A 14,347-nucleotide genomic window follows, 5' to 3' on the forward strand; every position below is an offset into this window, starting at 1 on the left:
CGGGCATGCCATACAGCTTCGCGTGGTTGTATTGAGCACATCACGAACCGACGCCGATACCCGAGGAGGCACCGAGATGAACGCTACAACCGAACGTGAGACCTCCACTGTCGAGTACCGTCTGAGCGCCATGGACCGCTGTGACTCATGCGGCGCTCAGGCCTACATCGCAGCAGAGGTCAACGGCTCAGAACTGCTGTTCTGCGCGCACCACGGACGAAAGTACGAAGAGAAGCTGCGCAGCGTCGCAACCACCTGGCACGATGAGACCGCCCGTCTCGTCGACGCGGTCTAACCGACTCGTTCGCCGTCTCCGTCTTCGATCACCCGTCTCACCCGTTCGGTGAGGCGGGTGAGAATTTCTTCCCCGACGGTGTCGTTGCGCTCCGCGAGGCTGGTGGCATCCATTTCGCCGTGATCGCCGGGGCCGAAGATGCGCACGGTATCGCCCACGCGCATGCCTTCCCAGCCACGCACCGCTGATGTGACGGCGTCGATCCGCAGGAGCTCCCGCTGACCGCCGAGGGTCGCAACCGGCGCGCCGCCCAGCGTCGAAGGCAGGCCGTGGAGAGCGCCGATGCCGATGTGGGCGACGTCATTCTCGGCGGCCAAGACCCGAGATTCGAGCGTCGCGATCGGACGGATGCCGGGAATCTCCGGCCCCTCAGCGGAACGGATGCCATAGCAGAACGCCCCCACGCGGCACACGGTGCCGCGAAGTTCAGGTCGCCACCATGACGCTGCCGACGCCGTGAGGTGCAGACTGGCGGGGTCGGCGCCAGCGGCGCGAACGATCTCGACGGCCTGCGCGAACTCGGACGCCGAGACATCATCTTCTGCGTCGCTGGCCTCCGCGAGGTGGCTCCAGACGCCGACGATGCTGAGTACACCAGCGAACTGCGCACGTACGGCGCGTGCGACGAAGTCAGGCCACTCCTCGGTGCGGATGCCGTTTCGTCGCAGCCCTGTGTCGATCTTGAGGTGCACGCGCGCTGTCTGCTTCTCCGCCGCAGCCACGACGATGACGCGTTCGAGATAGGACGAGGTGCCCACTCCGAGTTCGATGCCTTCCCGCAGCGCACGCCGGATCTCCTCGTCACGGGCGATCGCCCAGGCGAAGACACGTGCACCTGACCCGGCACGCGAGCGAATCTGCAGCGAAGTGTCGACGTCGTACCCGCCGAACAGCGCCACACCCGGCTGAACGAGAGCGGCGTCGACGACGGTGTCGACACCGTGACCGTAGGCGTCGTCCTTCATCACCAGCATCAGCGCAGACGGCGCAAGCTGCTTCTGCACGGCGGCGATGTTGTGCACCAGCTGCGAACGCGAGATCCGCAGCACAGGCCGCCTCAGCTCGTCCACTCGCGTACCGCCTTCGCTCCGACGACACTGATCAGCTCAGCTGTCGTCATCTCGGTCATCTCGGCCCACAGAGTGAGGTTTTCGCGTGCGGGACCGGTGCCGCCGAAGTACACGACGTCGGCGTCTTCGAGACGCGCAGCTACCGCGGCATCCGCTGTCTCGAGATCGACGACGCATACGTCCATCGCGACGCGACCCACAATCGGATGACGCTGACCCTCGATCTCGACTTCGGCACGATTTCCCAGTGCACGGACGATGCCTTGCGCGTAACCGCCGGTCACCAGGGCGACCGTCGTGGGCCGCGCGAACACGTGCGTGTAACCGTACGAAACCCCTTCACCCGGCTCGGCGCGTTTGGTCGACAGAACGCGGCCGCTCAGGCGCATCGGTGGCACGGCTTCGGCAGCTACGAGCCCGTACATCACGTTCGGATCGATGTCTGCGCTGCCTGTGACGTCGGCGCGCAACCCCAGGTCGGCAAGCGCGGCGACGAGAGAGATGTCGTCCACGATCACCGATTCGACGCCGGCCGTTGCCGCGACACGAGCTGTTTCGATAACACCGTGCCCGTAGGCATCCGCTCGGAGATCCGCTGTCGTTCCACCGGCGCTGAGTGCGGCATCCGTCGACGCGTGCATCGCCGCGCGAGACACAACGGCACGCAGTACGCCGTGGGAAGCGCTCACCGGAGCGTGTCCTGCCAGTTCATCGTCTGCTGGCCTCGATGACCGGGCGGTGCTGCGCGCGACTGCCCGTGCGGATACCCGTCGCGCTGACACGAGTCTCGTACAGACCAGGGGTCCAGTTTCCCTCGATGAGCAACGGTCCGTCCTCTCCGACGGCGACGTCCCAACCGATGTAGGGGACCGACGGAACCTCACGGGCCGCGCGATCGAGCATCTCGAGCACGTCGTCCCACATCGGAACCTGGAACTCGGTGATGGACGCTCCGGAGTCGGGATGCGTGACGTACTTGCTCTTGTGCTTACCAGTGTGACCGGGGCCGACAGAGTGTCCGTTCCGATCGAGCATCGTGAAGAACCCGCCCCAGGTGAACTGATCGCTGACGGCACCGCGTCCGAACTTCTGCGCTGCCATGAGCAGGTGAACCGTCTCGCCGTCGAAATAGGTCGCCACCCGGGTCGTATTGACCGTGCCGGCGCAGTACTCAGCGAGGTACGGATGCTGCACAATCGTCTGCTCGACGAGTCGCTGCCCGTTCTCGAGCAGCTCGGCATGAAACGCCTCCCAGTCAGAGATCTCGGCGGTGTCGTGACGGAAGACCCCCTTGCCCTCACGGCCCACCGGGGTCTTGGCGACGATGACCGGGTTTCGCGCTGAGAACTCGCGCAGCGCTGTCGCATCTGCCTCTTCCAGATCGAGCCACTCGCGCCCGAGGTACGCGCTGAAGCGACGGTTGAAGGTGAGCTTGTTCTCGAACTGCAGCACATCCTGGCGGTCGTTCAGGGCGTTGGCCAGATGGTGCTGCACGAGTGAGGTCATGAATGTCTTGCGTTCGCGCCTGGTCAGCAACGCGAAGTCAGCCTCGTAATAGTCGATGTAGGCCGTGTCATGAAACGCGGCCCAGATCAGCATGTCGACGAAGATCTTCGGTGCCCACTTGCCCTGTTCTTCCGCGATCTGCGACGCGAACGCCCAGACCCGGCCGGGGTCGAATGAGGTCAGGCGCTTGAAGAGGTATTTCAGGCGAGCCGCGATCGCGACGTCTCGAGACAAGAGAGGAACCTTTCGAACCGGACATTCCAGAACGTCCCATCGTAGTCGCAATGCCTCACCGGAACCCGTGCGGCGCTCAGTGTAGGCTGAACTGGTGGATCAGAAGCGGTTGCGTGTTCGCTATTTGTTCGATCGGGCCCGGCGTCTGAACTCCACCCAACTCTTCGAACTGGCGCGGCAGGTCAAGCGCATCTCGAAGGCACCTCTTCCGGTGATCGTCCTGGACATGCTGTGGTGCTCGGTGCGGTACGAGATGGGCTTCCGTGACTACGTCGTGTGGGACATCCGGGTGCTCAACGGTCGCGAGCGCGCGACCTGGATGACCCATCCCAAGGCATTCCGGCTCAACAGTACGCTCAACGGTGCAGACTCTGCCGCCATCGTCGGCGACAAGATCCGATTCCTCACTGATTTCGCCGACCTCACGCGGCGCGACTGGATCGACGCCGCAGACGCTCCGGTCGACGAACTGCGCTCATTCCTCTCTCGCCACAGCCGTGTGATCGCAAAGCCTGCGCGCGGTGAGGGCGGCGCCGGCATCACGATCTATGACACCGCAGACATCGACGACGTCGAAGCCTGGCGCACATCGCTTGTCGAGGGCGATCAGACGCTGCTCGAAGAGGTGCTGTCGCAGCATCCCCGATTGGCAGAGGTCTACCCCGACAGCGTCAACACCGTGCGCATGATCACCTACCGCGATCCCAGCGACGAACTGCATGTGATCGCATCGGTGCTGCGCATCGGCAACGGATCCGTCATCGACAACTTCGCCAGCGGCGGCATGTTCACGATGCTCGACGACGACGGCGTGGCACTGTATCCCGGCGTCGATAAGCAGTCGCACATCTACCCTGCCCATCCCGTCACAGGTACGCAGATTCAGGGCTTCGCCGTGCCCGACTATCCAGAGATCGTCGAGATGGTCGCCGAGGCCGCAAAGCGTCTTCCGACCGTCCCCTACGTCGGCTGGGACATCGCGATCACGCCGACGGGGCCGGCGTTGATCGAAGCCAACCACAACTCCAGTGTGTTCCAGATGAAGCCCTCGGCATCGGGCATCCGCACAGGCCTGCTGCATCGTTACCGCGACGCGATCGGGCCGGGCGTCCTCGAGAAGCGCTGAGCGCGCGAAAGGCCTGAGCTCAGACGGCGCGGACGATGCCCAACGGCGTTGATTCGCGGCCCTGGCCCAGCGGGTTATCGCCGAGCACCTTGAGCAGAGTCTGCTCGCCGGCGCGGTCAAGGGTCGAGCCGAGGATGTTGCCGCCGATGTCGTTGATATCGACCACGGCGACATCAGCCGTACCGCCGATGAGGTTCTTCACGTGCTGGGCGACGCCACGCGGGTCCTTCGGCCCGAGCACGACCGCCTCGTTGTACGGCGGAATGGTGTGCTTTGTGGGGCCGTCGATCGCACGAGCTCTGTCACCGGCGATGCGGTAGAAGTCGCCACGACGGCCGAAGGCCTTCGTCACCGCCGAGACCGCAGCGGCGAACAGGATCCGCGGTGTGCCGCACTCTCGCAGCGCCATCTCCATCGTCTCGGGCATGCCGAGGCCGATCCCGTATGGCGTGCGAGTGACGTACTTCGACAGAAAAAGCGCGAGCTTGCGCGGCGTGATCTCATCGAGTCGGTACGAGCGGCCCTGTGTGATCGCGACGATCTTCTCGGTCACGAAGAGCAGATCGCCCGGCTGCACGGCGTCCGCTGCGTACTCGTGGATGATGCCGTCGAGGTCGTCCTCGGGCATCACCACGCGCGTACGCAGCGGAATGCGCGCATACTTCTTGCCATCGACACTCGTCTCGAGCGCCTTGCCGTCGTTGGCGGCACTCGCCGGGGTCATTCGAGGTAGTCCCGCAGGGACTGCGAACGACTGGGGTGACGCAGCTTCGCCATCGTCTTCGACTCGATCTGGCGAATGCGCTCTCGTGTGACGCCGAAGGTATCGCCGATCTGGTCGAGCGTCTTGGGCTGGCCATCGCCGAGCCCGAAGCGCATGCGGATCACGCCCGCCTCGCGCTCGGAGAGCGAGTCGAGAAGCTGCTCGAGCTGGCGCTGCAGCATCGTGAAGCCGACAGCGTCTGCCGGGACAACCGCTTCGGTGTCTTCGATGAGGTCACCGAACTCGCTGTCACCGTCTTCACCCAGCGGGGTGTGCAGCGAAATCGGCTCGCGGCCGTACTTCTGCACTTCGACGACCTTCTCAGGCGTCATATCGAGCTCACGGCTGAGCTCCTCGGGCGTGGGCTCACGACCGAGGTCCTGCAGCATCTGACGCTGCACGCGGGCGAGTTTGTTGATGACCTCGACCATGTGCACGGGGATGCGGATCGTACGAGCCTGGTCGGCCATCGCCCGAGTGATGGCTTGACGGATCCACCACGTGGCGTAGGTCGAGAACTTGAAGCCCTTGGTGTAGTCGAACTTCTCGACCGCACGAATGAGGCCCAGGTTTCCCTCTTGGATGAGGTCGAGGAACTGCATTCCACGGCCGGTGTAGCGCTTGGCGAGCGAGACGACCAGACGCAGGTTGGCGCCGAGCAGGTGACTCTTGGCGCGCTGACCGTCACGGGCGACCCACTGGAGATCCAGGCCCAACTGGCTGGTCTTCTCCGCGTCGGACATGTTCGAGAGCTTCTCTTCTGCGAAGAGTCCGGCCTCGATGCGCATCGCCAACTCGACCTCTTCGGCCGCGTTGAGCAGCGCGACCTGTCCGATCTGCTTCAGGTAATCCTTGACGGGGTCAGCAGTGGCGCCCGTGATCTGCGTGGAGTAGACCGGAACGTCTTCTTCGTCCTTCGACGTGAGAACGATGGCACCGGTGGGCAGCGGCTCAGTGAACGCCGGCTTCTTGTCGTCGTCGCTCTCTTCCACAACGCCGTCGGGCACGGCTTCCACTACGGCCTCTTCGTCAGAGGCTTTCTTGCGCTTGGCAGGGGCCTTCTTCGCCGGCGCCTTCTTCGCGGCGGGCGGGGTCTTCGCTGTCGACTTCGCGGCAGCCTGCTTCGCGGCAGTCTTCTTCTCTGCGGTTTCGGGCTCGACGGCTTCTGCGTCGGCCGACTCAGTCTTCGTCTTCGTCGTCCGGGTGTTCTTGGTCGCGGCAGGGCTCACGTTTCGCCTTTCACGGGGTGATAAATCAGCCCCGGGACATTTCGGACACTAGTAAGACCCTTGTCAAGCCCACGGCCGTGTGGCCGTCGATTGACAATGGGTCGAAAACCCATTATCGCACACGAATCACGTGGTGGTCGCATCCGTGACGGCCGGAACCAGAACCCCGCTCAGGAGCGGCGTTTGTCGTCGTCGCCTGGCGGCCTTGTGGCCAGATAGCGTTCGAGCTCGGCGGCGAGCTCGTCTGCACTCGGAAGGTCGCGCTCGGTGATGCCATCGTCACCGAAGGTGCTCGGATCATCTGGGTCTCGACCAGCCATATACGAGTCGTAACGGGTCTCAAGCGTCTGCACCATCTGCGCGAGTTCATCGTTTCCGGATACCTGCTCGTTGACCTTCATCAGGTATTCGTCGCGGCCGTCGCGGAGATCATCCAACGTGAGCACGAGGCCCGTCGCGCCCATGATGCGGTCGGCTGCCGCCATGACAGCCTCAGGGTTCTCTGTCTCGGCGAGGTAGTGCGGCACCAGCAGGACGAACCCGACGACTCGGTCACCGCGTTCCGCGAACCGGTACTCCAGCAGATGGCCTGCCGTTGAGGGAACCTGCGTGCGCGGACGCCATACCGAGAGATTCGCAGCGATCTCCTTCCGGTTTCCGCTCACAGTCGTACTGATCGGTCGCGTGTGCGGAACCGGCATCGCGATGGCGTGCACCCAGCTGACGCCGGAGACCTCGAACTCCTCCGCCAGCTCCAGCACCGCCTGAGTGAAGGCATTCCACGCGAAGTCCGGTTCGAAACCGGACAGGAGCAGAAACTGCTGACCCAGCGCGTCATGCGCGAGCGAAAGTTCGAGCCGGGCGGGTCGAAATTCCGAGAGGTGATCCTGCTCGAAGATGATGATCGGTCGCCGTGCCCGGTAATCGAGAAGCGCGTCGTTGTCGAAGACGACGACGGGTTGAGGATCGGCGATGTCGTGCAGGTGGTCGATGAGGCCCGACACGGCGCTGCCCGCGTCGGTGAAACCTGTGAGAAGAATGACCAGTGGCAGCCCCGAGGGCACAGCAGGGGCATTTGCTACACGTTCATACAGGTCTGCGGGTGCGGGCATACGTCCATGCTAGAAGCCTGCAGCGCACGACGGGCTCGTGGTGTCATGCTGACAGCGAACATGTCTGGAATCAGGACACCGCCTGGCGCATAGGATGAAGGTATGACGCTTCCCGCGATCTCGCACACAACTGATTCATTTCCCGGAAGCGCTGCCGATGCAGCAGTGCTGCTCGTACCGGACACCTCTGCCTACCCCGACGGCGTGAGCGCCTTCCCCGGTCTGGGCGAGGCCCTTACGGGGATCGGATTCTCCGGCTCGGCCTCGGCATTCACTCGGGTCTACGCGCCCGGGCTCACGCCCTTGCCGCTCGCCGTCGTCGGCGTCGGCAAAGACCTCACCGCTAGCGCGGTTCGTGATGCTGCCGGAGTCGCTCTGCGCTCTCTGACGGGGTTCGAGCATGTCGCGGTCGGATTGGCTGACGGGCTGGAGGCCTTTGCCACGGCAGCCGCGGAGGGTGCTGTCTTCGGTGCGTATCGCTTCGAGGGATACCGCTCGAACTCCGATAAGAACCGGGCCTCCACCGTTACGGTTCATGCGGCCAGCCTGACGGACGACGACCTCTCCCGCGTTCGTGTGGTCGGCGATGCCCTCGCGCTGGTGAAGGACCTGGTCTCGGTGCCCGCCGAATGGCAGAGCCCCGCTCAACTCGCTCAGGCTGCGGTAGACGCCGTCGCTGATCTCGACGTGACCGTCACTGTTCTCGACGAGAACGAATTGGACGAGCAGGGCTACGGCGGAATCATCGGTGTCGGTCGCGGCTCGGATCGGCCGCCACGGCTGGTCCGGCTCGACTATGCCCCGTCGGATGCCTCGCGCCACATCGCCCTGGTCGGCAAGGGCATCACGTTCGACACCGGTGGCCTCTCGCTCAAGCCTGCGGCGAGCATGGTCGGCATGAAGTTCGATATGGCCGGCTCCGCGACGGTACTCGCGGCGCTGCGTGCCATCGCCACGCTGAAGCTGCCGATTCGGGTGACCGCGTGGATGTGCATCGCCGACAACATGCCGTCGGGGCGCGCAACGCGCCCCGGGGATGTTCTGCGGCTGCTGGATGGCACCACCGTCGAGGTGCTGAACACCGACGCTGAGGGACGGCTCGTCCTCGCCGACGGTCTGGCCGCCGCGAGTCGAGCCAAGCCCGACGTGATCTTCGACGTCGCAACGCTCACCGGGGCGATCCTGGTGGGTCTGGGCCACCGGCACACCGGTGTCATGGGCGACGATCAGGCGGTGGCCGAGTACCTCACCGCTTCCGACGCGAGCGGTGAACTCGCCTGGCCGCTGCCGTTGCCCGAGTACATGGAAGACAGCCTCGACTCCCCCATCGCCGACATGATCAACGCCAATATGTCGGACCGTGCCGGCGGCACGCTGTTCGCCGGTCTCTTCCTCCAGCGTTTCATCGGCCGCACCGGCGATGAAGACGATGCTCCGCGCATTCCCTGGGTGCATCTCGATATCGCCGGCTCCGGCGAGCACAGCAGTGCGCCGTACGGTTTCACTGATAAGGGCGCGACCGGTGCGACGGTTCGCTCGCTCATCGCGTTCGCCGAGGCGAGCGTCAAGGAGGCATGATGACCACGCATACCTTTGACCTCGTCGTCCTCGGCGGCGGAAGCGGCGGTTATGCCGCAGCGCTGCGCGCTGCCGAGCTCGGCAAGAGCGTCGCGCTCATTGAGAAAGACAAGGTAGGCGGCACGTGTCTGCACCGCGGATGCATCCCCACAAAGGCACTCTTGCACGCCGCCGAGGTCGCTGAGCATGTTCGCGACGCTGCGTCGGTCGGGGTCTCAGCGACGTTCAACGGTGTCGATGCCAGCGGTGTTCGCGCATACCGCGAGAACATCGTCGCGAAGAAGTTCAAGGGCTTGGAAGGGCTGGTGAAGGCACGCGGGATCACGACCGTCGCCGGTGCCGGCCGTCTTGCCGCCGACCGCAGCGTCGTTGTCGGAGACGATGTCTATGTCGGCACGGATGTCGTGTTGGCGACCGGGTCGTACAGCCGCACGCTCCCCGGGCTGGAGATCGGCGGGCGCATTCTCACGAGCGAGCAGGCTCTTGCCCTCGACGTCGTCCCCGAGCGCGTGCTCGTGCTCGGCGGCGGTGTCATCGGCGTCGAGTTCGCGAGCGTGTGGCGTTCGTTCGGCGCTGAGGTGACGATCATCGAGGCCTTCGACCATCTCGTTCCCAACGAGGACATCACACTGAGCAAGGGGCTGGAGCGTGCCTTCCGCCGCCGCGGCATCCAGTATTCACTCGGCAAGCGATTCGAGACGGCATCGCAGGATGACTCGAGCGTCACGGTCACGCTCGAGGATGGAACGTCGTTCACCGGCGACTACCTGCTCGTGGCCGTCGGTCGCGGGCCGGTGACGGAGGATCTTGGTTTCGAGGATGCCGGTGTCACGCTCGACCGCGGATTCGTCATCGTCGACGAGCATCTTCGCACCGGCGTGCCCGGGCTCTGGGCCGTCGGCGACATCGTGCCGGGTCTGCAGCTGGCCCACCGCGGGTTCCTGCAGGGCATCGCGGTTGCCGAACGGATCGCCGGGCTCTCCCCTGCGCCGATCCCGGAGTCGGAGATCCCGAAGATCACCTACTGCAATCCTGAGGTCGCATCCGTCGGACTGTCCGAGGCGAAGGCCGCGGAGGCGCACGGATCTGATGCCATCGTCTCGTACGAGTACAACCTTGCCGGCAACGGCAAGAGCGAGATCATCGGCACGAGCGGCGTCGTCAAAGTCGTACGGCTGAAGGACGGCCCCGTCATCGGTGTGCATCTGCTGGGCGATCGTGTCGGAGAGCTGATCACCGAGGGCCAGCTCGCCGTCGCCTGGGAAGCGCATCCCGAAGACATCGCACCGCTGATCCACGCACACCCCACCCAGAGCGAGGCGCTCGGCGAAGCCTTCCTCGCCCTGGCCGGAAAACCTCTGCACGCCCTCTGAACACCAACCGGTTTCAGGGTCACTAAGCTGGACTTGTCACAAACATTCTTGAAGGAGACGCCGTCATGAGCACATCCGTGGTCCTCCCCGCTCTCGGTGAGAGCGTCACAGAGGGTACGGTCACCCGCTGGCTGAAGCAGGTGGGAGACACCGTGCAGGCGGACGAAGGCCTGCTCGAGATCTCGACCGACAAGGTCGACACCGAGATTCCCTCGCCCGTCAGCGGAGTGATCGAAGAGATTCTGGTCGCCGAAGACGAGACCGTCGAAGTCGGTGCTCTGCTAGCCAAGATTGGCGACGGCAGCGAGGCTGCTCCGGCGGGCGATGCCTCAGCGTCGGCTGAGCCCGCAGCTGAGACGGCACCGGCAGAAGAGTCGGCGCCCGCTCAAGAAGCCGCACCCGCTCAAGAGGCCGCACCGGCAGAAGAGGCACCGGCTGCGGAGACTGCGCCCGCACCGGCGCCTGCAGCCGAGGCCGCGCCCGCCGGTGATGCGAAAGACATCCTCCTGCCAGAGCTCGGCGAGAGCGTGACAGAAGGCACCGTCACCCGCTGGCTGAAGCAGGTCGGCGATGACGTCGCCGTTGATGAGCCGCTGCTCGAGATCTCGACCGACAAGGTCGACACCGAGATCCCCTCTCCGGTCGCAGGCGTGCTGCAGGAGATCGTCGCCGCGGAAGATGAGACGATCGCCGTTGGCAGCGTGCTCGCGCGCGTCGGTTCCGGGGCGCCGGCCGCCGAACCGGCTGCTGAAGCATCCGCACCCGCTGAGGCACCAGCACAGGCCGCACCCGCCGCGGAAGCCGCCCCGGCTCCAGCTCCGGCTGAGTCCGCTCCGGCTGAGCCCGCTCCGGCTGCCGAGCCCGCCGCTCCCGCTGCCCCGGCCCCGACTGCTGAGCCCACCGCTCCAGCTGCCCCGGCCCCGGCTGCTGAGCCCGCCGCGGCGCCCGCATCGAATGAGAGCGACAGCATCTACGTGACGCCGTTGGTTCGTCGTCTGGCGGCCCAGCAGGGTGTAGACCTTGCCACGGTCACCGGCTCGGGCGTTGGCGGCCGCATCCGCAAGGAAGACGTGCTCAAGGCCGCTGCGTCCGCGAGCTCGACTCCCGCCGCTGCGTCCGCGCCAGTGCCGGTCGAGGTGTCGCCGCTGCGCGGTACGACACAGAAGATGTCGCGTCTGCGTAAGCTCGTGGTCGACCGTGCCGTCTCGTCGATGCAGCAGACTGCGCAGCTGACCACCTTCGTCGAGGTCGATGTCACCGCGGTGGCGACCTACCGCAACAGCGTCAAAGACGAGTTCCTGAAGAAGACCGGCGACAAACTGTCATTCCTGCCGTTCTTCACACTTGCGGCAGCCGAGGCGCTGCAAGCGCACCCGATCATCAACGCGACGGTCGAGGGCGAGAACATCGTCTACCCGGCCAGCGAGAACGTCTCGATCGCCGTTGACACCGAGCGCGGGCTTCTCACCCCGGTCGTCCGCGACGCCTCGACGAAGAACCTCGCCGAGCTCGCGCACGACATCGCCGACCTGGCGGCTCGCACCCGCGATAACAAGCTGAAGCCTGACGAGCTGGCCGGCGGCACCTTCACGGTGACCAACACAGGTTCCCGCGGTGCGCTGTTCGACACGCCTCTGGTGTTTCTCCCCCAGTCGGCGATCCTCGGCACCGGTGTCGTCTTCAAGCGCCCCGGCGTCGTCACCGTCGATGGTGTCGACGCGATCGCTGTGCGCTCGTACGTCTACCTCGCACTGTCGTACGACCACCGCATCATCGACGGAGCCGACGCAGCACGCTTCCTGGGCGCGATCAAGACGCGCTTGGAAGACGCGAACTTCGCCGGCACCCTCGGCATCTGACGCACCGCTCCTACTCTGGCTGCTGCGCAACGTCATAGACGTCGCGCAGCAGCCAGAGTTTTTTGTCCCGCTCGAGAACGAGCATCTGCGCGACCGCATCCGACGCGACCGGCGTGAGCTTCACCACGACGACGTCCCCATAATCCTCGATCAACGATGCTTCGCTAGACGCTGCGCCCTGCGTCACGAGTCCGTCCTCGGGAACCTGTGTGTGAGCCGTCACGAGCTCGGCGCACCCGTCACCGGTGCCGCCCGCACATTCCTGCAGGCGTCCGAGAAGCGCAGGAACAGTCGCCAGCACGTCGCCGCTGAGCGGGGAGCTGAGATCATCGGATGTCTGATGCTCAGCCGCCGGAGACGGTGCGACCTCCGCGGGTTGTGTCTGTGTGACAGAAGGTTGTGGCGCCGCCTGGGCTTCGTTATCGGCCGATCCGCTCGGCCACAGCATCCCCACCGCGAGAACGGCGACGCCCAGCCCAGCCGCGACGAGAAATGCACGGCGCCGGGGCAACACACGCTTCGTCTCTCCGTCGGCTGTGCGCGTCATCTCGTCTCTCGTGCGATGTCGTCGGGAGATCACCTCGCGCACGAGCTCGACGACCGCCGCGAGGCGTTCTCGAACGTGGTGTGTGAACGGAGGGTGCGTCGCCGGTCGTCGTGCCGCCCTCGCGTCGCCGAGGCCGGGCGCACCGCCGAGTCGGCGAGCCGCGGTTTCGCTCACGCGCTCGGGCGCGAACACGTCGAGACGCAGTGCGCGAGGAGCCGCGATGGCGAAGAGCTGCTCCTCCCACCGTCGTTCATCGTCACGGTGGTGTCGCGCCTGCCGCAGTGCTGCCACGACCTCTTCCATAACCCTGACCATCGCCCGATCGCTCGTGTGCTGGGCGACGCGTTCGACAAGCTCTGCTGTGCGGGCACGCGGTGCGCCCCCATCTCCGTGCATGAACACCGGTCGGCCGTCGCCCGTGAGCCACCAGTCCCCCGCCGCCTCCTCGCCGTCCGACAACTCTCTGAGTCCGCGCACGACGCTCGCGGTGAGCGTGCCGATCTCGCCCGCCACCAACGGTGCGTCGGCGAGCTGACGTCGCCCGAGGAATGACTCCACTCGTGCAGTGCACCACGGAAGCAGCACATCGTGACCATCCACGCGCCGTGCGATGTCGACGACACCGCCGACGTGCTCCGCGTCCGCGTAGGCCCAGCCCGGCCAGTCACCGAGCGTTTCGGCCGGTACGCTGACGGCCACGCCCTCGCCGCAGGCGACCAGTCGGCCCGCGAAAGGCCCTTCTCTCTCATCGATCGCACGAATGAGGCGATGCGCGCCGTGCACGAGCGAGAAGCCATCGGTTGTTGCATCCGTCACAGTCATTCCCCCATACCAGCGCAACGCGCCTCGTCTCGGCCTCGACATCGCGCGATTGTGCAAAGACCGACGACAGGGCCGATCTGTGCAGAGACAGTGCGCCGCTCGCGAACGCGCACAACGCCTGCTAATCCACTCGGTAGACTGATCGCTATGGCTAAGCGTGCTCCTGAACCCGAGAAGCGTCCGGGATTCTTCTCCCAGATCAAGTCCCTGTTCCGGTTCACACGTGAGGTGTATCCCTGGCTTCCGTGGGCACAGATCGCCATCCTCATCGGCGGCGTGCTCATCGGTGTCGTCGTCGGGTATCTGATTCCACCGGTTCAGGTGTGGACGCTGATTCTGTGGGGCGTCACCGGTCTCATGCTCGGAATCCTCGGCTCGCTGTTCTTGATGACGCGTCTGTCGACGACCGCGATGTACGCGAAGATCGACGGGATGCCGGGCGCAGCCGGCCACATCATGAGCTCCAGCCTCGGTCGCAAATGGCAGGCCTCGGACACTCCGGTCGGCATCAACCCGAAGACGCAGGAGGCTGTTTACCGCGCTATCGGTCGCGGCGGCATCGTGGTGGTCGGCGAAGGCGCCCGCGGCCGCCTGACCCGTCTGGTCAACGAAGAGCGCACGAAGGCGAAGCGCGTTGCTCAAGGTGTGCCGGTCCATGTGTTCTACGTCGGCCACGGCGACGATGAGGTCGCGATCTCCGACCTCTCGAAGACCATCAAGAAGCTTCCCAAAGTGATCGACAAGTCCACCATGGCCGCGGTCATTCGCCGCGTCGACTCGGTGTCGCAGTCGCTCTCATCGCTGCCGATCCCGAAGGGCATCGACCCGACAAA

Annotated in this window: 13 protein-coding genes; 6 read left to right on the plus strand and 7 right to left on the minus strand. The window is 65.2% G+C overall.

What is annotated here, in order from left to right; all coding sequences use genetic code 11:
- The first annotated feature begins 76 nt into the window (after nucleotides 1-76).
- Nucleotides 77-295: a hypothetical protein gene (locus Q1J95_RS09095; protein WP_300267196.1), complete on the plus strand. Its 219-nt coding sequence runs from the start codon at nucleotides 77-79 to the stop codon at nucleotides 293-295.
- Here the strand turns inward: Q1J95_RS09095 and Q1J95_RS09100 are convergent.
- The 3 genes from Q1J95_RS09100 to Q1J95_RS09110 are packed head-to-tail and all read right to left on the minus strand — an operon-like array spanning nucleotide 292 to nucleotide 3,105.
- Nucleotides 292-1,365: an alanine racemase gene (locus Q1J95_RS09100; RefSeq protein ID WP_300267197.1), complete on the minus strand. Its 1,074-nt coding sequence runs from the start codon at nucleotides 1,363-1,365 to the stop codon at nucleotides 292-294. The genes Q1J95_RS09095 and Q1J95_RS09100 overlap by 4 nt on opposite strands.
- A complete protein-coding gene (locus tag Q1J95_RS09105) occupies nucleotides 1,353-2,054 on the minus strand; it encodes an alanine racemase C-terminal domain-containing protein (RefSeq protein ID WP_300267199.1) in 702 nt (233 codons plus the stop codon). The genes Q1J95_RS09100 and Q1J95_RS09105 overlap by 13 nt, the downstream gene beginning before the upstream one ends.
- 19 nt (nucleotides 2,055-2,073) lie before the next feature.
- Nucleotides 2,074-3,105, minus strand: a complete 1,032-nt coding sequence (locus tag Q1J95_RS09110) for a sugar-transfer associated ATP-grasp domain-containing protein (RefSeq protein ID WP_300267200.1) — start codon at nucleotides 3,103-3,105, stop codon at nucleotides 2,074-2,076.
- A 94-nt stretch (nucleotides 3,106-3,199) separates the two neighbouring features.
- Here Q1J95_RS09110 and Q1J95_RS09115 point away from each other — a divergent pair, with 94 nt between their 5' ends.
- A complete protein-coding gene (locus Q1J95_RS09115) occupies nucleotides 3,200-4,231 on the plus strand; it encodes a sugar-transfer associated ATP-grasp domain-containing protein (protein WP_300267202.1) in 1,032 nt (343 codons plus the stop codon).
- A 19-nt stretch (nucleotides 4,232-4,250) separates the two neighbouring features.
- Here Q1J95_RS09115 and Q1J95_RS09120 read toward each other — a convergent pair whose 3' ends face one another.
- The 3 genes from Q1J95_RS09120 to Q1J95_RS09130 all read right to left on the minus strand — a co-directional run bounded on the left by Q1J95_RS09120 (nucleotide 4,251) and on the right by Q1J95_RS09130 (nucleotide 7,335).
- A complete protein-coding gene (locus Q1J95_RS09120) occupies nucleotides 4,251-4,955 on the minus strand; it encodes a coenzyme F420-0:L-glutamate ligase (RefSeq protein ID WP_300267203.1) in 705 nt (234 codons plus the stop codon).
- Complete coding sequence (locus Q1J95_RS09125; RefSeq protein WP_300267204.1) at nucleotides 4,952-6,223, minus strand: RNA polymerase sigma factor; 1,272 nt, start codon at nucleotides 6,221-6,223, stop codon at nucleotides 4,952-4,954. Before Q1J95_RS09125 ends, Q1J95_RS09120 begins: the two co-directional genes overlap by 4 nt.
- A gap of 170 nt (nucleotides 6,224-6,393) precedes the next feature.
- On the minus strand, nucleotides 6,394-7,335 hold the full coding sequence (locus Q1J95_RS09130; RefSeq protein WP_300267205.1) for a proteasome assembly chaperone family protein: 942 nt from the start codon (nucleotides 7,333-7,335) through the stop codon (nucleotides 6,394-6,396).
- Between the two features lie 102 nt (nucleotides 7,336-7,437).
- On the opposite strand from Q1J95_RS09130, the gene Q1J95_RS09135 reads away from it, so the two are divergent.
- The 3 genes from Q1J95_RS09135 (at nucleotide 7,438) to sucB (ending at nucleotide 12,145) form a co-directional block, all read left to right on the plus strand.
- Nucleotides 7,438-8,913, plus strand: a complete 1,476-nt coding sequence (locus Q1J95_RS09135; protein WP_300267206.1) for a leucyl aminopeptidase — start codon at nucleotides 7,438-7,440, stop codon at nucleotides 8,911-8,913.
- The gene (lpdA, locus tag Q1J95_RS09140; protein ID WP_300267207.1) at nucleotides 8,913-10,286 is read left to right on the plus strand and encodes a dihydrolipoyl dehydrogenase; all 1,374 of its coding nucleotides are present in this window, start codon (nucleotides 8,913-8,915) and stop codon (nucleotides 10,284-10,286) included. Before Q1J95_RS09135 ends, lpdA begins: the two co-directional genes overlap by 1 nt.
- A 65-nt stretch (nucleotides 10,287-10,351) precedes the next feature.
- Nucleotides 10,352-12,145 (plus strand): 2-oxoglutarate dehydrogenase, E2 component, dihydrolipoamide succinyltransferase, encoded by a 1,794-nt coding sequence (gene sucB, locus Q1J95_RS09145; protein WP_300267208.1) that lies wholly within the window; start codon nucleotides 10,352-10,354, stop codon nucleotides 12,143-12,145.
- Between the two features lie 10 nt (nucleotides 12,146-12,155).
- On the opposite strand, the gene Q1J95_RS09150 is transcribed toward sucB, so the two are convergent.
- Nucleotides 12,156-13,508 (minus strand): hypothetical protein, encoded by a 1,353-nt coding sequence (locus Q1J95_RS09150; protein ID WP_300267209.1) that lies wholly within the window; start codon nucleotides 13,506-13,508, stop codon nucleotides 12,156-12,158.
- Between the two features lie 153 nt (nucleotides 13,509-13,661).
- Between Q1J95_RS09150 and Q1J95_RS09155 the strand changes: the two genes are divergently transcribed.
- Nucleotides 13,662-14,347 (plus strand): DUF4191 family protein (locus tag Q1J95_RS09155; RefSeq protein WP_300267210.1); only part of this gene is annotated, 686 nt, incomplete at its 3' end.

The sequence above is a fragment of the Microbacterium sp. genome (assembly GCF_029263575.1).
GTDB lineage: Bacteria > Actinomycetota > Actinomycetes > Actinomycetales > Microbacteriaceae > Microbacterium.

Bases quoted from the DNA above. Each gene is read 5' to 3' on its own strand.
- Q1J95_RS09095 (WP_300267196.1), top strand. From the start codon at position 77: ATGAACGCTACAACCGAACGTGAGACCTCCACTGTCGAGTACCGTCTG.
- Q1J95_RS09120 (WP_300267203.1), bottom strand. From the start codon at position 4,955: ATGACCCCGGCGAGTGCCGCCAACGACGGCAAGGCGCTCGAGACGAGT.
- Q1J95_RS09130 (WP_300267205.1), bottom strand. From the start codon at position 7,335: ATGCCCGCACCCGCAGACCTGTATGAACGTGTAGCAAATGCCCCTGCT.
- Q1J95_RS09135 (WP_300267206.1), top strand. From the start codon at position 7,438: ATGACGCTTCCCGCGATCTCGCACACAACTGATTCATTTCCCGGAAGC.
- lpdA (WP_300267207.1), top strand. From the start codon at position 8,913: ATGACCACGCATACCTTTGACCTCGTCGTCCTCGGCGGCGGAAGCGGC.
- sucB (WP_300267208.1), top strand. From the start codon at position 10,352: ATGAGCACATCCGTGGTCCTCCCCGCTCTCGGTGAGAGCGTCACAGAG.